This is a genomic window from Bacillus cereus group sp. BfR-BA-01453 (assembly GCF_022662915.1).
In the GTDB taxonomy this organism is placed as follows: Bacteria; Bacillota; Bacilli; order Bacillales; family Bacillaceae_G; genus Bacillus_A; species Bacillus_A paranthracis.
The window spans coordinates 1-22,231 of record NZ_JAKUEN010000021.1; the positions used below are offsets into that span (position 1 = coordinate 1).

Below are 22,231 nucleotides of genomic sequence, written 5' to 3' on the forward strand. Positions count from 1 at the left end.
TTCAAATCCTGTCTTCCCGATATTCCCAAAAACATGGGGCCTTAGCTCAGCTGGGAGAGCGCCTGCCTTGCACGCAGGAGGTCAGCGGTTCGATCCCGCTAGGCTCCACTTTATTTATTATATGTCTCGGAGGTATACCCAAGTTCGGCTGAAGGGATCGGTCTTGAAAACCGACAGGCGGTGAGAATCGCGCGGGGGTTCGAATCCCTCTACCTCCTCCATTTTCTTTTAAAATGGTTTAGACATAAATAATAAAATATTTTTTCCTTCATGGAGGTATACCCAAGTTCGGCTGAAGGGATCGGTCTTGAAAACCGACAGGCGGCGAGAGTCGCGCGGGGGTTCGAATCCCTCTACCTCCTCCATTTTTTATAAAATAAATATTTTATCATCGCGGGGTGGAGCAGCACGGTAGCTCGTCGGGCTCATAACCCGAAGGTCGCAGGTTCAAATCCTGTCCCCGCAACCAAATGGTCCCGTGGTGTAGTGGTTAACATGCCTGCCTGTCACGCAGGAGATCGCCGGTTCGACCCCGGTCGGGACCGCCATTTATGTTTGGCTCGGTAGCTCAGTCGGTAGAGCAGAGGACTGAAAATCCTCGTGTCGGCGGTTCGATTCCGTCCCGAGCCACCATTTTTTTATGCCGACTTAGCTCAATTGGTAGAGCAACTGACTTGTAATCAGTAGGTTGGGGGTTCAAGTCCTCTAGTCGGCATCCTTTAGGGGCATAGTTTAAAGGTAGAACTGAGGTCTCCAAAACCTCCAGTGTGGGTTCGATTCCTACTGCCCCTGTAAAGTATATGGGCCTATAGCTCAGCTGGTTAGAGCGCACGCCTGATAAGCGTGAGGTCGATGGTTCGAGTCCATTTAGGCCCACCATATATTATTCCGCAGTAGCTCAGTGGTAGAGCTATCGGCTGTTAACCGATCGGTCGTAGGTTCGAGTCCTACCTGCGGAGCCATGGCCCGTTGGTCAAGTGGTTAAGACACCGCCCTTTCACGGCGGTAACACGGGTTCGAATCCCGTACGGGTCATAAAAAAAGAGTCAGCATATTGCTGACTCTTTTTTATTGTGCGTTCATTCTCCTTTATCAACTGATTTTCCTGAAATAAATAAAGGGATTTAGGAAAAGCTATGGTATGTATAAAAAGGAGGAGATACAAATGACACGAGTGAGAGACTTGATGAGCACTCATATTGTACAGTGTACACCGTTAGACAATGTATATGAAGCTGCTGTAAAGATGAAAGAAGAATCGATTGGATTGATCCCGGTTGTTGAAAATGAACAAGTTGTTGGTCTTGTTACGGACCGAGATTTAGTTGTTCGAGGGATTGCTGAAAAACATCCTGGATCTAATAAAATTACAAATGTAATGACAAAAAACATTGTTTCAGTTTCTCCAGATGATCCTATTGAAAAGGCTACAGAGTTAATGGCACAGTATCAAATTAGACGATTGCCAGTAGTTGAGAGTGGTCAACTCGTTGGGATGTTAGCACTAGGAGATTTAGCTATAAAAGAATCGGCAGATGATCAAGCGGGATTTGCTTTAAGTGAAATATCAGAGCATACGGAATGAAGTGAGACTTTAATTAGTGTAATACGTTACGTATAAAAATCAGATACATTATTCTAGTATATAGGGTTAAGCTAATATGTTAGCATGATGTATCTGAGCCATTATATAATAAGTATACAGTTAGTAATTTCGACAGTTTATTTAAATTTGTCATTCCTAATTATAAATAAGAGAAAAAATGATATACTGATAGATATAAGTATTATGATTGATTTCGAATATAACAATATTTATTGTTAATGATGTGATAATGGATTAATATTTCCTATGTAGATAAAAGGGAAGGGGAATTATATGAAGGCTGTACAGCGCGATCCAAATTGGAATTTGGTTACAGATACATATATAGAACCAAATAATTTCGCTGAATTATTTTCTTTGCTTGTACCTTGTCATCCAAAAGGTGAAGGGAAAGAACGAACTATATTAGTGTGGAAAGAAAAAGAATTTTATAAAGAAGAAAATTTAGCGGCATTTATCGTATATGGAATGAATAAAGCAAAGAATTTACCGCAATTTCATAAAGACGAAATTCCAACTTTAGTACGTATTCTTCGCTTATGCCAAGAAATTGGTTGGTATGAAGAAGCGAATACTTTTATGGTAACTCAAGGGCTAGCTGAGTTTGTTCATACTTCATTGGAATATGAAACGTGGGATCTTTTGACGCAGGCGGTTGCTTTAAACTATTTAATAATTAAATATCGTATTGGTGAATTAACTGATGGAGATGTAGAAATTTGGGATAGAGTTAAATTTAATGAGAAATGTATAACAGACTGTAAACATTTATTATCCCATAAAGAAGTATTAGAATTTACATTTTTTTATATGTGTAAGAGAGCTAAGTCACTATCAAAAGAGCAATTAAATAGTGATATGATGAGTTTAGCGATGTATTGTAATACTTTTGTTTATGACTTATATACATATGATTTATTACGAAAGTATCGTAAGTGTACAGACTTTCTATCATATTATGGACCTAGTCAAGCGGTGTTAGCTTGCCAAAGGGCTGTACTTTCTCAAATTTCAGATCGATTAGACCCACTCAAGACTACTCATGTAGATGATTACTTATATGTAATGAAAGATATGATGGAGCATATGACGATAGGGATAATGGATCGATATGATCATTTTATTGGAAAGTTATTATCATATGTGCCATTTTTTGAAATGATCCAAGTTCCACAACATGCATATTATTGTGAAGAATTATTGTATATTTGTAAGGGCATTAAATATAAAGAAGAAATATTACGCAATTATATATTTATACAATTACATGACTGTTTACCATCTTTCTTTAAACTGTTTCTTAAAAATAAGCGTTATGCAACGATTCATGATATTCTGTTCTATTGGTGTGATGATGAACAAAGAATGAGCTTAGAGAAAAAATATAATCTTAGCTTTATTTATGAAAAATATGCTTGTGGATAAAGGGCACTTTCTATATAAATAAAAAAGGATCTCAATTGTGAGATCCTTTTTTATTAGTAAAGCAAGGAGAATGTAATTAAGACGAGAAATAACATTCCATAAAGGAGAAATTGTGCCGTATAGCTTCCTTGTATACCAAAAAAAGTATTTGTTTTTTTGTATAAATTCAATATATATTTTATCGGATTATCTTTGAAAGATTGGTACACAGTGTCTCCTCTTTCTAAGCTTCTTGTTCGTGTTTTTTGTTATTAGGGACATGAATGTATCTAGCTATGAATAATAAAACAGCCATAAAAAATACGGGAAATACGGTAGATAAATAAAAACCATTACTAATAATATTTGTTATTAAAGCACTTAATAGAAAGATGGCATTATAAATATGGGCAATTTTTTGTTTTAGTTGAACTTGAAAGGCTTCCATCATAATTTCTAAAGCAACAAAAGCAATGATAATAGATAAAAATACAGTATTTGTATTATAAATTACTAAGCAACAGATTAAGCCTAAAAAGGCTAAGTATTCAATTAAGAGAGGTATATTGATATTGCGTGGCATACAATTTACCTAACTAAATATGGCAGTGGGTTTACTGCATTTGTTTTTTCAAAATTCCATTCTCCATTGTGTAATTCAAAATGAAGATGTTGCCCGTATGAATGACCTGTGTTTCCCATATGACCTACTAATTGTCCAGCTTGTACTTGATCACCAGCTTGTACAGTGCGATCTTTCATGTGAGCATAGACTGTTGTATATAATTTCCCGTTTATTTGATGGGCGATGAACACAACATTGCCATAGCTAGCTGAATAATATGATTTCACGACTTTACCTGCCGCCGCAGCCTGGATAGAGACATTACCCTGAGCTGCGATATCTATACCATAATGCATTTGTTCCCAGCGCATATCAAATGTTGAGCTAATTTTTCCTTGAGTAGGGAATTTGAAAACGGCTGGAATGGAAGTAGGTTGAGCCGTTTGAGCTTGTGATTGCGTTTGATTTTGCACTACATAATGCTTTGCCACATATCCGTATCCTGTGCCAAAACGAATTTTATACCAAGTTCCTACAGTTTCCACTACTTGTAATTGTGTACCATTTTGTAATGAACCAAGTAGTGCGCTACTTGTACTAGCGTTGCTACGCACATTAAGTTTAGGTGTTGCTACTGTGTATTTCGTATTATTTTGAACTGTGATGCCTTTTACTAAAGGCTGTGAACCATTAGATACGAATGCCTTTTGTACGTAACCTGTTTTGCCATTATGTAAAATTTTATACCATTCACCTTGTTCTTCTTGAATAGTAACGAATTTCCCATTTGGTAATACATCTAAAATTGAAGATTCTAAATTAGGTTCAGAACGAACGTTTAATGCATTGGCATTGACGATATATTGATTATTAGATTGAAGTTTGTTTTTTAGTAGAATAGAATCTTTTTGTACGTAACCTACTTTATTATTAACAGATACTTTATACCAGCCATTAGTTGTTTCAAGTATATTCACTTTCGTATTAAAGCGAATTGTATCAATTGATGAGCTATTTGCGTTATCTTTTGTATGTAAGGCTACTTGATCGACTTTGACATATCCAGTTTTCACATTAGATAATTGTTCAGCGTTGGCTGTTTGTACATTTGTTTCTCCCATAGAAGGAAGTAAAGAAGCAATTGCGACAGTAGTTGCTGTTAAAGCAGTAGCTTTCATATTCATATAATAGAGACCTCCTCTAGTTGTATAGTTGTAATTTTATTATAGTATAAAGATATAATATAGTGGGTGTATTCACATAAATGTAATATGAAATCAATATAAAAATAAATTTTTTGAGGATAATGATTCCTTTTTATCCAATTTATTAGGATAATAATTTCTAAGATAGAATATAAGTATTATATGGTTTTGTTATTTTGTTGACAATTGAGAAAATTAAAACAGTTGATGATGTCTTATTACGGTGTTATACTGACAGTGATAATTTTATAGTTTGCTAGGAGAGCTGGTGTTGCCAGCTGAGAGTAAGACCTTAAGTCTTTGATCCTTTTTATTACCTGATCTAGATTATGCTAGCGTAGGGAAGCAATTCGGACACTAATAATGAGTCCCCGTTTCTTTGCGTATAGAAACGGGGCTTTTTTATTTGAAAATTTCATATTGAAACCACTAGGGGTGCTTGTTGTGCTGAGAGAGGAATAATCCTTAACCCTTACAGACCTGATCTAGATAATACTAGCGAAGGGAAGTGGAGCAACGAATAAATTATAATTTTATTTGCTGTAACCACTTCTTATTTAGAAGTGGTTTTTTATTTAGATATATAAATTGAAAGGGGATAGAGAAATGAAATTTTGCGATAGATTATTAGAAACTGTACAACCAGTTTGGGAGATGAGTCATAATCATCCATTTGTTGTAGGTATGGGGGATGGTACGTTAGAAAAAGATAAGTTTCAGTATTATATTATTCAAGATTATTTATACTTGTTAGATTATGCAAAGTTATATGCGATCGGTGTTGTAAAGGCAACAAATCCACAAGTTATGGGGAAATTTGCTGAACAAATTGATGGGATATTAAATGGAGAAATGACAATCCATAAACAATATGCAAAAAGACTTGGAATTTCTATAGAGGAGATAGAGTCTGCAAAGCCATCTGCTAAAAATTTAGCTTATACAAATTACATGATGTCTGTATCTCAAAATGGCACACTTGCGGAATTAATAGCAGCACTTCTTCCATGTATGTGGAGCTACTGGGAGATTGGAAAGCGTTTAAATGATATTCCTGGAGCAAGAGATCATGAGTTCTTTGGTGAGTGGATTCAAGGCTATAGCTCTGAAGAATATGGCAACCTTTGTGTTTGGTTAATCGATTTATTAAATGAAATGGCAGTTGGAAAGTCTGAAAAAGAGCTAGATCGATTAGAGGAGATTTTCCTATATTCCAGTCGATTTGAATATTTATTCTGGGATATGTCCTACCGTAAGGAGATGTGGGGATTTGAGGAGCAAGAACATACTACAGTTTCATAATGTTTCTTTTCATTATGATGAGAAGCCAATCATTAATGAATTAAATGCTTCTATACAAGATAAAGAGTTTGTAAGCATTATCGGACCGAGTGGATGCGGGAAAAGTACTTTATTTCGCCTTATTACAGGTTTAGAAGAAGCGAGTACGGGACAGATAGAACTAACAGAAACAAAGAGCCATCCTGTAGGGTATATGCCCCAAAAAGATATGCTCCTGCCATGGAGAACGATTATTGAGAATGCGGCCCTGCCGCTAGAGTGCCAAGGTGTACAGAAGAAAGAAGCACAAATAAAGGCAAAGGAACTGTTACACAAATTTGGTTTACAAGGGTATGAGGCAAAATATCCGAAAGATTTATCTGGTGGTATGAGGCAACGCGTATCTTTCATTCGAACTTTATTAACAGGCGGGGAGATATTGCTGTTAGATGAACCGTTTAGCGCGTTGGATGCTTTAACGAAGGCATCTTTACAGGAATGGTTGTTTGAACAATGGAAAGAGTGGGAAAAAACAATTTTATTTATCACTCATGATGTGGAAGAAGCATTGTTTCTTTCTAATCGAATTTTAGTGGTAGAGCAGCAACCGATAACTACTTTAACCGAGAGGATTGTACCGCTTGATCATAATCGGACAAGAAAAGATTTATATAAACCGGAAGTATTAGCGCTGAAAGATGAGCTTCTTAGTATGTTGCAAAGGCAGGTACTCGTATGATGAACCGGTTGAAGGAGCTATTACCTGCTCTTACACTTTCTAGTATTTTACTTGCTCTTTGGGAAGTAGGCGCAAGAATTGTAGATGAAATGTACATTTTACCGTCACCGTCTGCAATTGTAATGAAGATATGGAAACTAAAAGACATATTATTTACGGTTCATTTGCCAGCAACATTATATGTCGTTTTAATAGGGGGGGCTATTTCTATCGTACTTGGGGTAGGGCTAGCGATGTTAATGAATGCGAGTAATTGGATGGAGAGAGCATTTTATCCATTATTAGTTGCCTCACAAACGATTCCTATTACAGCGCTTGCTCCGCTTTTCGTTTTATGGTTTGGATATACGATCTGGAGTAAGGTTGTTGTTACAGTTTTAATTACGTTTTTCCCAATTGCGGTTAATACGTATGATGGACTGCGCAGTACGAAAAAAGAATGGGAAGAGCTTTTAGTTACGTATGGGGCAACGAAAAAAGATGTTTTTCTTAAATTAAAATTGCCGTCTGCACTTCCTTATTTTTTCTCAGCTTTAAAAATTGCAGTACCGCTTAGTGTAATTGGGGCGGCAATTGGTGAATGGCTCGGTGCACAAGCGGGGCTAGGATATTTCAGTAAGAGAATGATGACGCAATTAGACGGGGCAGGTGTATTTGCACCCATTGTATTGTTATCATTATTAGCTATTTTCTTCGTCGTACTTATTTCGGTATTAGAAAAGAAATTCATTAGTTGGAGGAAGCATTCATGAAATTTTTAAAACGCATCTTTGTGCTTACATTATTAGTTGCAATGATTGCTGGATGTTCGAGTAATTCAGCATCAGATAAGAATAAAAAAGAGAAAGAAATAACGGTCATGCTTGATTGGTACCCAAATGCGGTACATAGCTTTATTTATGCGGCAATTGAAAAAGGTTACTTTAAAGAAGAAGAAGTAAAGGTAAATATTAAATTCCCTTCTAATCCGACTGACCCATTAACGTTAGCAGCTGCAGGAAAAGTAACAGTTGGCTTATATTATCAGCCAGATGTTGTCATGGCAAAAGCAAATGAACAAATTCCAGTGAAATCAATTGGAGCCGTCGTACGTTCACCATTAAATCATGTTGTATCGCTGAAGTCTGCAGGCATTCAATCGCCAAAAGATTTAGAGGGTAAAACAGTTGGATATTCTGGAACACCTTTAAGTGAGATGTATTTAAAAACGATGGTAAAAGAAGCTGGTGGTAATCCAGATACAGTGAAAGTAGTCGATGTTGGTTTTGATTTAGTACCAGCATTAATTACGAAAAAAGTGGATGCGGTAACAGGAGCATATATTAACCACGAAGTACCTGTTATGCGTCATGAAGGTCATGAACCAGCATACTTTAATCCAGCAGATTATGGTGTACCGAATTATCATGAGCTCGTATTTGTAACAGGTGATAAGACATTGAAAAAAGATAAAGAAGCTTTGCAAGCTTTCTTGCGTGGTACGAAAAAAGGCTATGATTTCATGAAGAAAAGCCCAGATGAAGCATTGAATATTTTATTAAATCATCAAGAAAAAGAAAACTTCCCACTTGTGCCAGAAGTTGAAAAGGAAAGTATGAAAATTTTATTAGAGAAGATGGAAACGAAAGATGAGCCATTTTTATCAGATTCAAAAGAGTCATGGGAGAAACAAAATAAATGGTTGAAAGATAAAGGAATGACGAAAGAAATCGTTCCGGCCGATGAGTTATTCGAAAACATTTTAAAGTAGGCGAATGAATATGAAAAATGAGCTTCATGTAATCTCAAATGGTCACATGTCATTCGAAGAGTTAGTGAATGTAGCGATGCAAATTGAAAGTGAAATTGATTATTTGCATATTCGTGAGCGTGAGAAAAGTACGAAGGAATTGTATGAAGGTGTGGAAAGTCTTTTGAAGAAGGGCTTTCCAGCATCGAAAATAGTGATAAATGATCGAATTGATATTGCTATTTTATTAAATATTCCGCGTGTGCAGCTAGGATATCGAAGCGCAGATGTAAGGTCAGTGAAAGAAAAGTTTTCTTATTTGCATGTCGGTTATTCTGTGCATTCTTTAGAAGAGGCGATTGATGCATTTAAGAATGGCGCGGATTCACTCGTCTATGGTCATGTATTTCCGACAGATTGTAAAAAAGGTGTGCCAGCGAGAGGGCTTGAAGAAATTTCAGACATTGCAAAGTGTTTATCCATACCGATTACAGCAATTGGAGGAATCACTCCGGAAAACACTGGAGATGTTCTTACTAACGGCGTCAGTGGTATTGCTGTTATGTCTGGGATTATAAGTAGTAGTAACCCGTATAGCAAAGCGAAATCTTATAAGGAATCAATAAGAAAGTGGGCGGAAAAACATGTGTAAGAAGTATGATGTAGCGATAATTGGCGGTGGTGTAATTGGTAGTTCGGTTGCACATTTTCTAGCAGAAAGAGGCCATAAAGTAGCGATTGTAGAGAAGCAACAGATTGCATCTGAAGCCTCGAAAGCAGCCGCTGGTTTACTTGGGGTGCAGGCAGAATGGGATGAATATGACCCGCTATTTGAACTTGCTAGAGAAAGCCGTGCTATATTTCCACAACTTGCAGAAGTTTTACGCGAAAAAACAGGCATCGATATTGGGTATGAAGAGAAAGGCATTTATCGCATTGCTCAAAATGAAGATGAGAAGGAAAGAATTCTTCACATTATGGATTGGCAGCAGAAAACCGGTGAAGATTCTTACTTTCTAGCGGGAGATCGTTTGCGAGAGAAAGAGCCGTATTTATCTGAGTCAATTATAGGGGCTGTATATTATCCGAAAGATGGTCATGTTATTGCACCAGAGCTTACGAAAGCATTCGCACATTCCGCATCATTTTCGGGCGCTGATATATATGAACAGACAGAAGTGTTTGATATCCGTATTGAAAATAATAAAGTGAATGGAATTGTGACGAGTGAAGGCATGATCACTTGCGAGAAAGTTGTTATTGCGGGTGGCTCATGGAGCACGAAGTTACTAGGTTATTTTCACCGCGAATGGGGTACATATCCAGTTAAAGGAGAAGTAGTAGCGGTAAGAAGTAGAAAACCACTTTTAAAGGCGCCTATTTTCCAAGAAAGATTTTACATTGCACCAAAGCGCGGCGGACGTTACGTAATTGGAGCAACGATGAAGCCCCGTACATTCAATAAAACTGTGCAACCAGAGAGTATTACTTCTATATTAGAGCGCGCGTATACAATATTGCCAGCATTAAAAGAAGCGGAGTGGGAAAGCGCATGGGCAGGATTAAGACCACAGTCGAATCATGAAGCTCCTTATATGGGAGAGCATGAAGAAATAAAAGGTTTATATGCTTGCACAGGCCATTATCGAAACGGCATTTTATTAAGTCCTGTTTCTGGTCAATATATGGCTGATTTAATAGAAGGAAAGCAGGAGAATCACTTGCTAGATTTATTGCTTTCTAAAACAGTTTAGAAAGGGGATGGAAGTTTGAATTTAAAAATTAATGGTAATCAAATTGAAGTGCCAGAGAGTGTGAAAACAGTAGCTGAGCTACTTACACATTTAGAGTTAGATAACAGAATTGTTGTAGTAGAGCGTAATAAAGATATTTTACAAAAAGATGATCATACAGATACATCTGTTTTTGATGGAGACCAAATTGAGATTGTAACTTTCGTAGGAGGCGGTTGATTATGTTAAACATTGGACCATTTTCATTTCATTCTAGACTTTTATTAGGAACAGGCAAATTCCCTGATTTTGATGTGCAGCAAAAGGCAATTGATGTATCTGAGGCAGAAATTTTAACGTTCGCAGTACGTCGTATGGATATATTTGATGCAAAGCAGCCTAATTTATTAGAGAAACTTGATGTAAAAAAATATACGTTATTACCGAATACAGCCGGAGCAAAAAATGCTGAAGAAGCTGTTCGTATTGCAAAATTAGCAAAAGCTTCAGGGCTGTGCGACATGATAAAGGTAGAAGTTATTGGTGATGATAGAACGTTATTACCTGATCCGGTAGAGACGTTAAAGGCATCTGAAATGTTACTAGAAGAAGGATTTATCGTACTTCCGTACACATCTGATGATGTTGTATTAGCACGTAAATTACAAGAACTTGGCGTGCATGCGATTATGCCAGGAGCATCTCCAATTGGATCAGGACTTGGTATTGTAAATCCATTGAATTTGAGCTTCATTATTGAACAAGCGACAGTACCAGTTATCGTTGATGCTGGTATCGGTAGCCCGGCTGATGCGGCATTTGCGATGGAATTAGGAGCAGATGGTGTGTTATTAAATACAGCTGTATCAGGAGCAAAAGATCCTATTAAAATGGCACAAGCAATGAAATTAAGTATTGAGGCAGGTCGTTTAGGCTTTGAAGCAGGTCGCATTGCACGTAAACGTTGTGCAACAGCAAGTAGTCCTTTAGAAGGAATGAGCGTAGTTGAATAATCGATATTCTCGCCAAGAACTATTTTCTCCGATTGGAGAAGAAGGACAGCAAAAGATAAGGGAAAAGCATGTGCTTATTATCGGTGCAGGCGCACTAGGTAGTGCAAATGCAGAAATGTTTGTAAGAGCTGGTGTTGGTACAGTAACGATTGTTGACCGGGATTATGTCGATTGGAGTAATTTACAAAGGCAGCAATTGTATGCAGAGAGTGATGTGAAAAATAATCTTCCGAAAGCTGTAGCAGCGAAGAAGCGTCTAGAAGAGATTAATAGTGAAGTAAGAGTAGAAGCGCTCGTTCAAGATGTAACAGCTGAGGAGTTAGAAGAACTTGTTACAAACGTTAATGTAATGATTGATGCAACTGATAATTTCGAAACGCGTTTCATTGTGAATGATATAGCACAAAAATATTCTATTCCATGGATTTACGGAGCATGTGTAGGGAGTTACGGCCTTTCTTACACAATCCTTCCTAGTAAAACGCCATGTTTATCTTGTTTATTACAATCGATTCCGCTTGGCGGAGCGACATGTGATACAGCGGGGATTATATCGCCTGCTGTATCTCTCGTCGTTTCTCATCAAGTAACGGAAGCTCTTAAACTATTAGTAGAAGATTACGAATCGCTTCGAGATGGACTTGTATCGTTTGATGTATGGAAGAATGAATATTCATGTATGAATGTGCAAAAGCTTCGTAAGCACAATTGTCCTTCGTGCGGAGAGAATGCCTTGTATCCGTATTTAAATAAAGATAATACATCGAAAACAGCAGTTTTATGCGGGAGAAATACAGTTCAAATTAGACCACCTCATAAAGAGGAAATAGATTTTGAACGATACAAAGAGCTGCTGAATGATCGTGTGAATGATTTAAATGTAAATCCATATTTATTATCATTTTCTGTGGAAGAAAAGAGATTAGTTGCTTTTAAAGATGGTCGTGTACTTGTACATGGAACGAAAGATATAAGCGAAGCAAAAACGATTTATCATCGATATTTTGGATAGAAAAGGATGAGTGGGATGAAAGTAAATAAAGCTTTAACAATTGCAGGTTCTGATAGCGGAGGCGGTGCTGGCATTCAAGCAGATTTAAAAACATTTCAAGAGCTTGGCGTGTATGGGATGACGGCTATTACGGCAATTACTGCTCAAAATACGCTTGGCGTTCAAGGGGTATATCCAGTTTCGTTAGAAGGTATTACGGAACAGTTGAATTCAATTGGTACGGATTTAACACCAGATGCTGTAAAAATAGGTATGTTATTTAGCAACGAAATTATTCAAATTGTAGCAGAATATATTAATAAATTTGGCTGGAATAATATTGTACTAGATCCTGTTATGATTGCTAAGGGCGGTGCATCATTATTACAACAAGAAGCAGTACAAGCTTTAAAAGAATATTTATTGCCAGTAGCAACAGTTGTAACGCCGAATGTTCCTGAGGCAGAAGTGTTAACGGGGCTAGAAATTCATAACGTTGAAGATAGTAAAGAGGCTGCAAAAGTATTGCATGAATTAGGGGCGAAATATGTACTTATGAAGGGCGGACATGCAGAATATCAAGGTAATGAAGTAATTGATTTACTTTTTGATGGAGAAAAGTTTATTGAATTTAGAAGTGAGCGAATTCCTTCAAAGCAAACACATGGAAGCGGCTGTACATTTGCTTCAGCGGTTACAGCAGGGCTTGCGAAAGGCTACTCGATGGAAGAGGCAGTTCAAGAAGCAAAACGATTTATTAGTATAGCAATTGAAGAGCCGTTGCATATTGGAAGTGGTCATGGGCCGACGAATCATTTTGCATATAAAGTGAATAAAACGAGTGTGTAGGTAAGTAAAAAGTCAGTTTTATAACTGGCTTTTTTTTCTGTTTACTTTTTCTAAATACAGGAGTAATATATCAGCCAGAATATATTTTTTGTAATACGCTGAGTCCAATTATATGGAGCGGGGGAACCAATTTGTGCATTGTCACTTGGGGTGAATCTTTCAATTTTGAAAGTAGGGCTACTCTCAAAGTCCGAATCCGACAGCTAACTTCGTAAGCGTCTTGAGAGAGGACGGTGCCATGATGGATACATCACTTCATCGATCTGATTAGTATAAGGGAATATCAATCTATGTTTGAGTTCTTTTATACTAAGGAGGATGAGGTACATGGAACTAACACTTATTTGTGTTGGAGAAGAAAGCAAGGTAAATAGTTTAAGAAATTTAGTAGCATTTCAACATGAGTTAATTATTTTTACAGCAAATGAAGAGATAGCAGCTGAAGTGAGGAATTGTGGATTTGATTGGACGTATAGTTGTAGTAAGGAGCAGGATTTTACTAGTATTTGTGAGTGTATTAAGAAGGTAATTTTACTAGGGGATGAGCTTCCAATCGTTAGTTTTTTCACAGAACACATTCGCTTTTCTTTTCAGGCACCTATTACTGTTGTTACAAGGAATAAACGATATCCAGCGAGGCTCTATGAAACAATTGGAGCTACATTTGTCGTGTTTACGAATTGTGATAATATTACTTTTTTATTTTTTGAATAGGGCGGGGGAAAAGAAGATGAAGGTTTTGTTACTAGGAGATATAGCGAATCGTTGGGCGGTATCGGTAGAGCGAGTTCAAGAATTGGTGGTGCTCGACCCCATTTTTCCAAAGCCCTATATCATACTGCCATCAAAAGACGCTTTATATTTAAAAACAGATATTATCGAATATGAGCAGCTACATGCAGAATTGTCACAAGTTTATATTCGCGGGAGAAATCTACGTACTTTTTTACGAGGAGAATAAATAGTGAATAAAAAAAGAGCGAATGCTAAGTGCAACAAGCGATGCACTTCATGTCATTCGCTCTTTTTATTTCGTATTTAAAATATCATTTCTATGAAAAAGCAAGAAAAGACGAGAAAATAGATGGAATAATATTAATAACACTTAATGTAAGCGTTTAAATAGATGGATATTTTCTTATTTTCAGTAATTTAGCTCTTTACAAGTGAAATATAGAGGAGTATATTTACTCTCATAAATCATTCATAAAATTTCCAAAAAAACCTAAAATCGCTGAGTTCCAGAAATGGAGCGGGGGAACCAATTTTGTGCATCGTCACTTGGGGTGAATCTTTCAGTTTTGAAAGTAGGGCTACTCTTTAGGCCCGAATCCGACAGCTAACCTCGTAAGCGTTTAGAGAGGAGGTTTACTTTTTGTTGTTCATTTTTTGAACACTGAGTAGAGCTCAGTGTTCTTTTTTAATATTTCAATGGTAAATTTTAACAATTAGAAATGAGGGATAGCTATGTTAGATGTTGTAATGATCGGGATTTTTGTTGTGTTAGTTGCATCGATGGCAAGTCTTGCAAGTTGGTCAGATAAAGTTGTGAAAGAAGGGAAGCAATCATGACGATTGCCTTATCAATTATTGTTGCAGCAATTACGCTGTACTTAGTGTATGCATTATTAAATCCGGAAAAGTTTTAATTAGGGGGAGTCATTCATTATGATCTGGGTTGCAGTCGTTATTACAATGCTATTGTTTATTCTTGTGGCAAAGCCAACGGGAATTTATTTAGAGAAAGCCTTTCAAGGGAGTAAAAAGCTAGATAAAGTATTCGGGCCTTTTGAAAAACTTATTTTTAAAATTACGGGTGTAAAAGAATATAATCAAACGTGGAAACAGTACGCATTATCATTAGTTTTATTAAATGGATTTATGATTGTTGTCGTATATTTCATTTTCAGACTACAAGGAGTATTGCCATTAAATCCAGCACACATTGAAGGAATGGAGCCTACGCTCGCTTTTAATACAGCAATTAGTTTTATGGCTGATACGAACTTACAGCATTATAGCGGTGAAAATGGTTTATCTTATTTATCACAATTAATCGGAATTACATTCTTAATGTTTGCAGCACCGGCAACGACTTTAGCGCTCGTTATGGCATTTATAAGAGGGCTTGCTGGAAAAGAACTCGGTAACTTTTTCGTTGATTTTACGAGAGCACTAACGAGAGTATTTCTTCCTATCGCATTTATGGCGGCACTAGTCTTTGTTGCACTTGGCGTACCACAAACGTTAGACGGTGCCGTTACAGCACAAACAATTGATGGGGCAAAGCAAAGCATATTACGCGGGCCAGTTGCATCATTCGTTTCTATTAAGGAACTTGGAAATAACGGCGGTGGATTTTTCGGAGCAAACTCTACACATCCTTTCGAAAATCCAGGACAAATGAGTAATATTTTGCAAATGATGCTTATGATGTTATTGCCAACAGCACTTCCATTTACGTACGGACGAATGGTGGGCAATAAAAAGCAAGGTCGCATCCTTTTTGTTTCACTATTCATGGTCTTTTTACTAGGGTTTATAACGATTACGACATCTGAATTACATGGAAATCCAGCTTTAAATGGAATGGGTATCGAACATGTACAAGGAAGTACAGAAGGAAAAGAAGTAAGGTTCGGAACAGTATTTTCTTCACTATACGCAACAGTAACGACAGCTGCTGAAACTGGAGCGGTGAATACGATGCATGATACGTTAACACCAATTGGCGGGTTAGTACCACTCGTAAATATGATGTTAAATACAGTATACGGCGGCGTTGGAGCAGGCTTTGTGAACATTATTATGTATGCGATTATCGCAGTCTTTATATCTGGATTGATGGTTGGACGGACACCGGAATTTTTAGGTAAGAAAATTGAAGGTAAGGAAATGAAATTAATTGCGGTAACAATACTATTTCATCCACTGCTTATTTTAGGATTTTCAGCATTGGCTCTTTCTACACATTTAGGAACAGAAGCGATTTCTAACTCGGGCTTCCACGGTTTAACACAAGTTGTTTATGAGTATACGTCATCAGCTGCGAATAACGGATCTGGATTTGAAGGGTTAGCAGATAATACACCGTTTTGGAATATTACAACTGGTTTAGTTATGTTTTTAGGACGCTATTTCAGTTTAATTACGATGCTAGCTGTTGCAGCTTCATTGAAAGAGAAGACGGTTGTGCCAGAAACAGTCGGAACGTTCCGTACGGATAATAGTTTATTTGGCGGCATTTTCATCGGAACAATTGTAATTGTCGGTGCATTAACATTCTTCCCGATGTTAGTACTCGGCCCAATTGCAGAATTTCTTACATTGAAGTAATGGAGGGTAAATGATGAGACCGGTAGTAGTAAAAGAAAAAAGAGTAAATGAGTCACACATACATGCAGTAGAAGATGAGGTTAGACAAGCGAAAACGATGGATCGTGATATCGTGAAACATGCGATGAAACAATCCTTTGCGAAATTGAATCCGAAAGTTATGATAAAAAATCCGATTATGTTCGTTGTGGAGATTGGATTTATCATTACGTTCATTTTATCGTTTCTTCCAAGTCGTTCTAGTAGTGTACCAGGATGGTTTAATATAACAGTTTCCCTCATTCTATTATTTACAGTTTTATTTGCTAACTTTGCAGAAGCATTAGCGGAAGGACGGGGGAAAGCGCAAGCTGATTCTTTAAAACAGTCGAAGAAAGATGTGTTTGCCAATGTTGTAAAAGAAAACGGGAACATTGTTCAAGTTTCAGCAACGGATCTGAGAAAAGGTGATGTTGTTATTGTAAAACAAGGAGAAATGATTCCAAGTGATGGAGAAGTAATAAAAGGGTTAGCATCTGTTGATGAATCTGCGATTACAGGGGAATCAGCTCCTGTAATAAAAGAAGCTGGCGGTGATTTTTGTTCCGTAACAGGCGGTACGATGGTTGTAAGTGATGAGATTACGATTATCATTACGAGTAATCCTGGTGAATCATTTATTGATAAAATGATCTCTTTAGTAGAAGGGGCTGCTCGTCAAAAAACACCGAATGAAATTGCTTTAAATACAGTATTAACGAGTTTAACGCTTATTTTCTTAATCGTTGTTGTGACGCTGCCGATTTTCACAAATTATTTAGGGTTTCAAATTGATACAGCTGTACTTGTAGCATTGTTAGTATGTTTAATTCCAACGACAATTGGTGGTTTGCTATCAGCGATTGGTATTGCTGGGATGGACCGAGTGACAAAATTTAACGTGTTAGCGATGTCAGGGAAAGCAGTAGAAGCTGCGGGTGATATTAATACAATTATTTTAGATAAAACAGGTACGATTACTTTTGGGAACCGAATGGCTCATACATTATTACCTGTAGGAAATGAAACGATTGAGCAAGTTGGAAAGTGGGCTGCTATTAGCTCAGTTTTAGATGAAACACCAGAAGGTCGATCTGTTATCGAGTATGTGCAAGCGAAATCTATATCATATAATAGAGAACTTGCAGAACAAGGTGAGTTTGTTCCATTTAAAGCAGAAACGAGAATGAGTGGTGTTGATTTACAGGACGGAACGAAAGTGAGAAAAGGTGCTGTCGGTAGCGTGATTGAATGGGTTCAGTCACAAGGTGGAACAATTCCGAAAGATGTAAATCAAAAAGCAGATTTCATTTCAAAAGAGGGCGGAACACCACTTGTAGTTGCAGTGAATAATCGTATTTACGGTTTAATCTATTTAAAAGATACAGTAAAACCTGGTATGCGTGAACGTTTTGAACAGTTGCGTCAAATGGGGATTAAAACGGTTATGTGTACAGGGGATAACCCATTAACAGCAGCAACCATTGCAAAAGAAGCAGGAGTAGATGAGTTTGTTGCTGAGTGCAAACCAGAAGATAAAATTGCAGTTATTAAAGCAGAGCAAGATAAAGGAAAACTCGTAGCGATGACAGGTGATGGTACAAATGATGCGCCGGCATTAGCACAGGCTGATGTTGGATTAGCGATGAATAGTGGTACAACAGCTGCGAAAGAAGCAGCCAATATGATTGATTTAGATTCGAACCCGACAAAAATTATTGAGGTTGTAGGAATCGGTAAGCAATTGTTAATGACACGTGGTGCGTTAACGACGTTTAGTATTGCAAATGATATAGCGAAATATTTTGCAATCATTCCAGCAATGTTTACACTTGCGATTCCGCAAATGGAAGCATTGAACATTATGAAACTAACATCACCACTGTCAGCGATTTTATCAGCATTACTATTTAATGCGGTTATTATTCCATTACTCATTCCATTGGCGATGAAAGGTATCGCATATAAACCGATGAGTTCGAATGCACTACTTGGCCGAAACCTACTTATTTATGGGCTTGGCGGAGTGATTGTACCGTTCATTGGAATTAAAGTAATTGATATGATTGTCGGCTTGTTTATATAAGGAAGAGGGGAAAGAGATGGCGAAGAAACAAAGTATACTATCACCAATCATCCGTATTACTTTTACATTTTTAGTGTTGTGCGGACTTGTATATCCGCTTATTGTTACTGGTATTGCACAAGCAGTAATGAAGGATAATGCGGATGGAAGTCTAATATATAATGATAAAAATGAAGTGATTGGTTCTAAATTAATCGGTCAAAATTTCACAGATCCACGTTATTTTCATGGGCGTGTCTCTAGTATTGAATATAAAGCAGAAGCGTCAGGTTCAAATAACTATGCACCGTCTAATCCAGATTTAGAGAAACGAGTAGAGAAAAGTATTGAAGAGTGGAAGAAACAAAATCCGAGCGTTCCAGTTACAGAAGTACCAATCGATTTAGTGACAAATTCAGGTTCAGGGCTTGATCCTGATATTAGTCCGAAGGCGGCTTCCGTACAGGTAGAGCGTATCTCAAAATTAACGAAAATTCCGAAAGAAACACTAGAGCAATTGATTAAAGATCAAACAGAAGGTGCGGCACTTGGTTTATTTGGAGAGACCCGCGTAAACGTCTTAAAGTTAAATTTAGAATTACAGAAACTAATGAAATAGTAACGGTGCTACCTCAATCTAACGGATTGAGGTAGCGTTGTTTCAAAAGAAAGGTTGTGAATGTTTTGTATGCGGATGACTATAAACCCACTTTTCAAAGGCGAACACCAGAAGAGTATTTAGAATATATTCGTCAGCAAAACCGCGGGAAGTTAAAGCTATATGTAGGAGCAGCTCCAGGAGTAGGGAAAAGTTATAAAATGCTCTTTGATGCTAGAGAGATGAAAAAGGACGGTACGGATATTGTAATTGGTTTAATTGAAACGCATGGGAGAAAAGAGACGGAAGACGCAATTGCTGATTTAGAAAAGGTTCCTTTAAAAGAAATAGAGTATAAAGGGAAAGTGTTTTATGAACTTGATGTGGAAGGAATTATAAAGCGTGCACCGCAAGTCGTTGTTGTGGATGAACTTGCACATAGTAATATTCCCAGCTCTAAAAACAAGAAGCGTTATATGGATGTACAAGAATTGTTAGAGGCTGGTATATCCGTATTGTCAGCGTTTAATATTCAACATTTAGAAAGCGTTCATGACATTGTAGCTCAAATTACAAATGTAAAAGTAAGAGAACGTATTCCGGATTTTATTTTACAAAAAGCAAATGAAATTCAGCTCGTCGATGCAACGCCGGAAGTACTTCGGAAGAGATTAATAGACGGGAAAATATATAAGGAGGAAAAAATTCAGCAAAGCTTACAAAATTTCTTTACGCTTAATAATTTAGGAGCACTCAGGGAATTATCGCTTCGTGAAGTCGCTGACGATATGGACGAGAAAATTAGTCAAACAGTGATAGAACCAATTGGCGTGAAAGAAAAAATTCTCGTTTGTGTACAGTACAGTTCAACAGCAGAGAAATTAATAAGACGGGGCTGGCGCATGGCTGATCGGTTAAACGCTGAATTGTATGTATTAAATGTTGAAAGAGAAAATATAGATTCTCTTTCAGCTGGAAAAAAGCAGACGATTGAAGAGTGGAAGGCGCTCACGAATCAATTTGATGCAAGTTTTGTATTAGAAGAAGCAAAAGGAAGAAAGCCAGCGGATGTTATTATTGAAGTTGCAAAAAGATTACAAGTAACGCAAATTTTACTTGGGCAATCAGCGAGAACGCGATGGGAAGAAATTCGAAAAGGTTCGATTGTGAATGAAATTATGAGACAGACGAAGCATATTGATATTCATATTGTTGCGGATCAACGAGTTTAAAATAGAGACCATCTGTAGGTCTCTATTTTGCTTTTTGTGTGGCAGGGAATCGTAGCATTTTCATTGCATATAAGATTACAAGTAAAAACATAATTGCGCCTAGGAAGAAAATCCAAAAGTAATTTTGGTTAAATAAAAGAAATCCACCTATAAGTGGGCCTGTGCCCATACCAAGATAGCGGATGAAGTTGTACATACCGATAGCAGTTGCGCGTTCTTGTACGAATTCTTCCGTTAATAAAGTAGTGTGAGTTGGCATAGAAAGTCCCATACTAAAACCGTACAAAGATGTAACGATAATGATGAATGGGATATTAATGCTATATGTGAAAGAGAATAAAACGACACATATAATATTGAAGAAACTCGTAATAAATAAAGTTTGCTTTGTTGTCAGGCGTTTTTGCAAAAACTTGTAGCAAAAACTTCCCAGCATGATAGAAAGAGACATTGGTACAAACATAAGACCAATTTCATTTACAGTTAAATGAAATGAATTTGTTAAAATACTCGGTAAAAAAACGAGAAAGCAAAAGTAAATACAAAATTGAATGAAGCCAATAAGAGTAATAGAAAATCCAGTTTTATTTTTTAAGATAAACCAGTAATTCTTTTTTGATTGCGGTTGCTTACTTACAGTTGGTTTTGTTTCTGGAAGTAGTGAAAGGTTTATCATTAATAAAAGAATGCCAAGTATAGATAAAAATAGAAATACGGATAAGTGGCCATTTATACTGCCGAGATAACCACCAATGAGAGGACCAATCGCAGGTGCGAGGGCAAGTAACATTTGGTATAGGCTCATCGCTTCTCCGCGTTCTTTTCCTTCAAACAAATCACCAATAATCGTTGCTGAAACTACAGGTATAGCCGCTATTCCTATAGCTTGAATAACTCTAAAAAAGAGAAATAAATAAATGTTTGCCGAAAAAGCACATCCGATTGAACCAATTGTACTAATGACTAAACTAGGGATAAGGACGGATTTTCTCCCTTTTGTATCAATTAAAGGTCCATATACGAGCTGCATAATTGCAAGAATGAATGTGAAAAGTGAAACTGTGACATTTACAAGATAAGGAGAAGTATGAAAAGAACCTTGAATCATGGGCAAGATAGGTGTGTAAATATTTTGAGCGAAGGAACTGAGTAAGGCACTAATACAGACAACATATAAAATGAAATGTAGTTTGGATTTTTTCATTATGTTAACCTCCTTCTTTTTAGTTTCCTAGGAAACTAAATTTATTTTAACATGTTTTTCTAACTTGTAAATATGAAAAAATGATTTTAAAATGGTATATAGCTAAATTGTTTCTTTGGAAACTTAGGGGGTGAACAGATTGGATTATACAACGAAACAAATGGAAATACTTTCGAACATTCGTACACTTTTGCATAAAAGAGAAGAACATTTGAAAGGACAAAATGAGAAGTTTCTTCGTGAGACAGGTGTAAGTGGTATGTCTTTATCTGAGTTACATGTAATCGAGTGTATCGGGAAAAATGGTCTGATGAATGTAACGGCAATTACGATAGAAATGGGAATGACGAAGGGTGCAATCTCTAAAGTTTGTACAAAGTTGTTCCAAAAGAAATTCGTTGAGAAGATGCAAATGTTAGACAATCAAAAAGAAATTTTCTTTCGCTTAACGGAAAGCGGAAATGAAATATATAAAGCTCATGAGAAATTGCATAAACAAGCTGAAGAAAAGTGGCTGTTACTCTTAGATAGATATACGAAAGAAGAACAAGATTTTATTCAAAGGTTTATAAAGGATGTCTCGGATCATTTGGAAATATAATTGGAAGAAAAAATTCCGTTTTCTCAAGTCTTTTAAATATAATTTCTGAAAGAACTCATATA

Annotated in this window: 24 protein-coding genes, 11 tRNA genes and 4 riboswitches; of the genes, 32 read left to right on the forward strand and 3 right to left on the reverse strand. The window is 36.9% G+C overall.

Annotated elements, in window-relative coordinates; genetic code table 11:
• Positions 1-35 precede the first annotated feature (35 nt).
• The 13 genes from MR070_RS24535 (at position 36) to MR070_RS24595 (ending at position 3,031) form a co-directional block, all read left to right on the forward strand.
• Positions 36-108, forward strand: a tRNA-Ala gene (locus MR070_RS24535).
• A gap of 20 nt (positions 109-128) precedes the next feature.
• Positions 129-221: transfer RNA gene (locus tag MR070_RS24540), tRNA-Ser, on the forward strand.
• A 51-nt stretch (positions 222-272) separates the two neighbouring features.
• Positions 273-365 (forward strand) — tRNA-Ser (locus MR070_RS24545).
• Between the two features lie 27 nt (positions 366-392).
• Positions 393-469: transfer RNA gene (locus tag MR070_RS24550), tRNA-Met, on the forward strand.
• Positions 470-472: 3 nt separating this feature from the next.
• Positions 473-548: transfer RNA gene (locus tag MR070_RS24555), tRNA-Asp, on the forward strand.
• Positions 549-557: 9 nt separating this feature from the next.
• Positions 558-633 (forward strand) — tRNA-Phe (locus MR070_RS24560).
• 9 nt (positions 634-642) lie between these two features.
• A tRNA-Thr gene (locus MR070_RS24565) sits at positions 643-715 on the forward strand.
• 6 nt (positions 716-721) lie between these two features.
• A tRNA-Trp gene (locus tag MR070_RS24570) sits at positions 722-792 on the forward strand.
• A 10-nt stretch (positions 793-802) separates the two neighbouring features.
• Positions 803-879, forward strand: a tRNA-Ile gene (locus MR070_RS24575).
• 8 nt (positions 880-887) lie between these two features.
• A tRNA-Asn gene (locus MR070_RS24580) sits at positions 888-962 on the forward strand.
• Position 963: 1 nt separating this feature from the next.
• Positions 964-1,035, forward strand: a tRNA-Glu gene (locus MR070_RS24585).
• A gap of 130 nt (positions 1,036-1,165) precedes the next feature.
• A complete protein-coding gene (locus tag MR070_RS24590; RefSeq protein WP_000199015.1) occupies positions 1,166-1,585 on the forward strand; it encodes a CBS domain-containing protein in 420 nt (139 codons plus the stop codon).
• A gap of 294 nt (positions 1,586-1,879) precedes the next feature.
• The gene (locus tag MR070_RS24595) at positions 1,880-3,031 is read left to right on the forward strand and encodes a DUF3965 domain-containing protein (RefSeq protein ID WP_000648924.1); all 1,152 of its coding nucleotides are present in this window, start codon (positions 1,880-1,882) and stop codon (positions 3,029-3,031) included.
• Between the two features lie 223 nt (positions 3,032-3,254).
• Here MR070_RS24595 and MR070_RS24600 read toward each other — a convergent pair whose 3' ends face one another.
• Both MR070_RS24600 and MR070_RS24605 read right to left on the reverse strand, forming a co-directional pair.
• The gene (locus tag MR070_RS24600; protein ID WP_001137811.1) at positions 3,255-3,593 is read right to left on the reverse strand and encodes a hypothetical protein; all 339 of its coding nucleotides are present in this window, start codon (positions 3,591-3,593) and stop codon (positions 3,255-3,257) included.
• Positions 3,594-3,598: 5 nt separating this feature from the next.
• Complete coding sequence (locus tag MR070_RS24605; protein ID WP_044790929.1) at positions 3,599-4,759, reverse strand: SH3 domain-containing protein; 1,161 nt, start codon at positions 4,757-4,759, stop codon at positions 3,599-3,601.
• A 269-nt stretch (positions 4,760-5,028) separates the two neighbouring features.
• Positions 5,029-5,141, forward strand: a riboswitch (TPP riboswitch).
• 60 nt (positions 5,142-5,201) lie between these two features.
• A riboswitch (TPP riboswitch) is annotated at positions 5,202-5,304 on the forward strand.
• An 82-nt stretch (positions 5,305-5,386) separates the two neighbouring features.
• On the opposite strand from MR070_RS24605, the gene tenA reads away from it, so the two are divergent.
• The 18 genes from tenA to kdpDN all read left to right on the forward strand — a co-directional run bounded on the left by tenA (position 5,387) and on the right by kdpDN (position 20,364).
• On the forward strand, positions 5,387-6,082 hold the full coding sequence (gene tenA / locus MR070_RS24610) for a thiaminase II (protein WP_000666831.1): 696 nt from the start codon (positions 5,387-5,389) through the stop codon (positions 6,080-6,082).
• Positions 6,051-6,800 (forward strand): ABC transporter ATP-binding protein, encoded by a 750-nt coding sequence (locus MR070_RS24615; protein ID WP_001256805.1) that lies wholly within the window; start codon positions 6,051-6,053, stop codon positions 6,798-6,800. Before tenA ends, MR070_RS24615 begins: the two co-directional genes overlap by 32 nt.
• Complete coding sequence (locus tag MR070_RS24620; RefSeq protein WP_041184172.1) at positions 6,800-7,552, forward strand: ABC transporter permease; 753 nt, start codon at positions 6,800-6,802, stop codon at positions 7,550-7,552. Before MR070_RS24615 ends, MR070_RS24620 begins: the two co-directional genes overlap by 1 nt.
• Entirely contained in the window at positions 7,549-8,550 is a 1,002-nt protein-coding gene (locus MR070_RS24625; RefSeq protein ID WP_242262142.1) for an ABC transporter substrate-binding protein, read from the forward strand. The genes MR070_RS24620 and MR070_RS24625 overlap by 4 nt, the downstream gene beginning before the upstream one ends.
• A gap of 10 nt (positions 8,551-8,560) precedes the next feature.
• Entirely contained in the window at positions 8,561-9,181 is a 621-nt protein-coding gene (gene tenI, locus MR070_RS24630) for a thiazole tautomerase TenI (RefSeq protein WP_000787179.1), read from the forward strand.
• On the forward strand, positions 9,174-10,283 hold the full coding sequence (thiO, locus tag MR070_RS24635) for a glycine oxidase ThiO (protein WP_000335189.1): 1,110 nt from the start codon (positions 9,174-9,176) through the stop codon (positions 10,281-10,283). The genes tenI and thiO overlap by 8 nt, the downstream gene beginning before the upstream one ends.
• A 15-nt stretch (positions 10,284-10,298) precedes the next feature.
• On the forward strand, positions 10,299-10,502 hold the full coding sequence (gene thiS / locus MR070_RS24640) for a sulfur carrier protein ThiS (RefSeq protein WP_001049505.1): 204 nt from the start codon (positions 10,299-10,301) through the stop codon (positions 10,500-10,502).
• A 2-nt stretch (positions 10,503-10,504) separates the two neighbouring features.
• Positions 10,505-11,275: a thiazole synthase gene (gene thiG / locus MR070_RS24645; RefSeq protein ID WP_000931981.1), complete on the forward strand. Its 771-nt coding sequence runs from the start codon at positions 10,505-10,507 to the stop codon at positions 11,273-11,275.
• Positions 11,268-12,287 (forward strand): thiazole biosynthesis adenylyltransferase ThiF, encoded by a 1,020-nt coding sequence (gene thiF, locus MR070_RS24650; RefSeq protein WP_001065442.1) that lies wholly within the window; start codon positions 11,268-11,270, stop codon positions 12,285-12,287. The genes thiG and thiF overlap by 8 nt, the downstream gene beginning before the upstream one ends.
• A 15-nt stretch (positions 12,288-12,302) precedes the next feature.
• Positions 12,303-13,115, forward strand: a complete 813-nt coding sequence (thiD, locus tag MR070_RS24655) for a bifunctional hydroxymethylpyrimidine kinase/phosphomethylpyrimidine kinase (protein WP_000867394.1) — start codon at positions 12,303-12,305, stop codon at positions 13,113-13,115.
• Positions 13,116-13,201: 86 nt separating this feature from the next.
• Positions 13,202-13,349, forward strand: a riboswitch (cyclic di-AMP (ydaO/yuaA leader).
• A 93-nt stretch (positions 13,350-13,442) separates the two neighbouring features.
• The gene (locus MR070_RS24660; RefSeq protein WP_000424093.1) at positions 13,443-13,829 is read left to right on the forward strand and encodes a hypothetical protein; all 387 of its coding nucleotides are present in this window, start codon (positions 13,443-13,445) and stop codon (positions 13,827-13,829) included.
• Positions 13,830-13,845: 16 nt separating this feature from the next.
• Positions 13,846-14,076, forward strand: a complete 231-nt coding sequence (locus tag MR070_RS24665) for a hypothetical protein (protein ID WP_044790931.1) — start codon at positions 13,846-13,848, stop codon at positions 14,074-14,076.
• Between the two features lie 261 nt (positions 14,077-14,337).
• Positions 14,338-14,483: riboswitch (cyclic di-AMP (ydaO/yuaA leader) on the forward strand.
• A 99-nt stretch (positions 14,484-14,582) separates the two neighbouring features.
• Entirely contained in the window at positions 14,583-14,687 is a 105-nt protein-coding gene (locus tag MR070_RS24670; RefSeq protein ID WP_000887889.1) for a SipW-dependent-type signal peptide-containing protein, read from the forward strand.
• Positions 14,684-14,764: a K(+)-transporting ATPase subunit F gene (gene kdpF / locus MR070_RS24675; protein WP_138322628.1), complete on the forward strand. Its 81-nt coding sequence runs from the start codon at positions 14,684-14,686 to the stop codon at positions 14,762-14,764. Before MR070_RS24670 ends, kdpF begins: the two co-directional genes overlap by 4 nt.
• Positions 14,765-14,783: 19 nt before the next feature.
• Positions 14,784-16,451 (forward strand): potassium-transporting ATPase subunit KdpA, encoded by a 1,668-nt coding sequence (kdpA, locus tag MR070_RS24680; RefSeq protein WP_000638352.1) that lies wholly within the window; start codon positions 14,784-14,786, stop codon positions 16,449-16,451.
• Between the two features lie 13 nt (positions 16,452-16,464).
• Positions 16,465-18,555 carry a potassium-transporting ATPase subunit KdpB gene (gene kdpB, locus MR070_RS24685; protein WP_001248013.1) on the forward strand — a complete coding sequence of 697 codons (2,091 nt, stop codon included), beginning with the start codon at positions 16,465-16,467 and terminating at the stop codon, positions 18,553-18,555.
• 16 nt (positions 18,556-18,571) lie between these two features.
• On the forward strand, positions 18,572-19,153 hold the full coding sequence (gene kdpC, locus MR070_RS24690) for a K(+)-transporting ATPase subunit C (protein WP_001085556.1): 582 nt from the start codon (positions 18,572-18,574) through the stop codon (positions 19,151-19,153).
• A gap of 56 nt (positions 19,154-19,209) precedes the next feature.
• Complete coding sequence (gene kdpDN / locus MR070_RS24695) at positions 19,210-20,364, forward strand: KdpD-like non-kinase potassium sensor (RefSeq protein WP_242262143.1); 1,155 nt, start codon at positions 19,210-19,212, stop codon at positions 20,362-20,364.
• 22 nt (positions 20,365-20,386) lie between these two features.
• On the opposite strand, the gene MR070_RS24700 is transcribed toward kdpDN, so the two are convergent.
• The gene (locus tag MR070_RS24700; protein ID WP_138322462.1) at positions 20,387-21,568 is read right to left on the reverse strand and encodes an MFS transporter; all 1,182 of its coding nucleotides are present in this window, start codon (positions 21,566-21,568) and stop codon (positions 20,387-20,389) included.
• A gap of 139 nt (positions 21,569-21,707) precedes the next feature.
• On the opposite strand from MR070_RS24700, the gene MR070_RS24705 reads away from it, so the two are divergent.
• On the forward strand, positions 21,708-22,169 hold the full coding sequence (locus MR070_RS24705; RefSeq protein ID WP_138322461.1) for a MarR family transcriptional regulator: 462 nt from the start codon (positions 21,708-21,710) through the stop codon (positions 22,167-22,169).
• Positions 22,170-22,231 lie beyond the last annotated feature (62 nt).

Excerpts from the sequence above, each read along its gene's own strand:
- MR070_RS24590 (WP_000199015.1), top strand. The coding sequence starts at position 1,166 with ATGACACGAGTGAGAGACTTGATGAGCACTCATATTGTACAGTGTACA.
- MR070_RS24595 (WP_000648924.1), top strand. The coding sequence starts at position 1,880 with ATGAAGGCTGTACAGCGCGATCCAAATTGGAATTTGGTTACAGATACA.
- MR070_RS24600 (WP_001137811.1), bottom strand. The coding sequence starts at position 3,593 with ATGCCACGCAATATCAATATACCTCTCTTAATTGAATACTTAGCCTTT.
- MR070_RS24605 (WP_044790929.1), bottom strand. The coding sequence starts at position 4,759 with ATGAATATGAAAGCTACTGCTTTAACAGCAACTACTGTCGCAATTGCT.
- tenA (WP_000666831.1), top strand. The coding sequence starts at position 5,387 with ATGAAATTTTGCGATAGATTATTAGAAACTGTACAACCAGTTTGGGAG.
- MR070_RS24620 (WP_041184172.1), top strand. The coding sequence starts at position 6,800 with ATGAACCGGTTGAAGGAGCTATTACCTGCTCTTACACTTTCTAGTATT.
- MR070_RS24625 (WP_242262142.1), top strand. The coding sequence starts at position 7,549 with ATGAAATTTTTAAAACGCATCTTTGTGCTTACATTATTAGTTGCAATG.
- tenI (WP_000787179.1), top strand. The coding sequence starts at position 8,561 with ATGAAAAATGAGCTTCATGTAATCTCAAATGGTCACATGTCATTCGAA.
- thiO (WP_000335189.1), top strand. The coding sequence starts at position 9,174 with ATGTGTAAGAAGTATGATGTAGCGATAATTGGCGGTGGTGTAATTGGT.
- thiG (WP_000931981.1), top strand. The coding sequence starts at position 10,505 with ATGTTAAACATTGGACCATTTTCATTTCATTCTAGACTTTTATTAGGA.
- thiD (WP_000867394.1), top strand. The coding sequence starts at position 12,303 with ATGAAAGTAAATAAAGCTTTAACAATTGCAGGTTCTGATAGCGGAGGC.
- MR070_RS24660 (WP_000424093.1), top strand. The coding sequence starts at position 13,443 with ATGGAACTAACACTTATTTGTGTTGGAGAAGAAAGCAAGGTAAATAGT.
- MR070_RS24665 (WP_044790931.1), top strand. The coding sequence starts at position 13,846 with ATGAAGGTTTTGTTACTAGGAGATATAGCGAATCGTTGGGCGGTATCG.
- MR070_RS24670 (WP_000887889.1), top strand. The coding sequence starts at position 14,583 with ATGTTAGATGTTGTAATGATCGGGATTTTTGTTGTGTTAGTTGCATCG.
- kdpF (WP_138322628.1), top strand. The coding sequence starts at position 14,684 with ATGACGATTGCCTTATCAATTATTGTTGCAGCAATTACGCTGTACTTA.
- kdpA (WP_000638352.1), top strand. The coding sequence starts at position 14,784 with ATGATCTGGGTTGCAGTCGTTATTACAATGCTATTGTTTATTCTTGTG.
- kdpB (WP_001248013.1), top strand. The coding sequence starts at position 16,465 with ATGAGACCGGTAGTAGTAAAAGAAAAAAGAGTAAATGAGTCACACATA.
- kdpC (WP_001085556.1), top strand. The coding sequence starts at position 18,572 with ATGGCGAAGAAACAAAGTATACTATCACCAATCATCCGTATTACTTTT.
- MR070_RS24700 (WP_138322462.1), bottom strand. The coding sequence starts at position 21,568 with ATGAAAAAATCCAAACTACATTTCATTTTATATGTTGTCTGTATTAGT.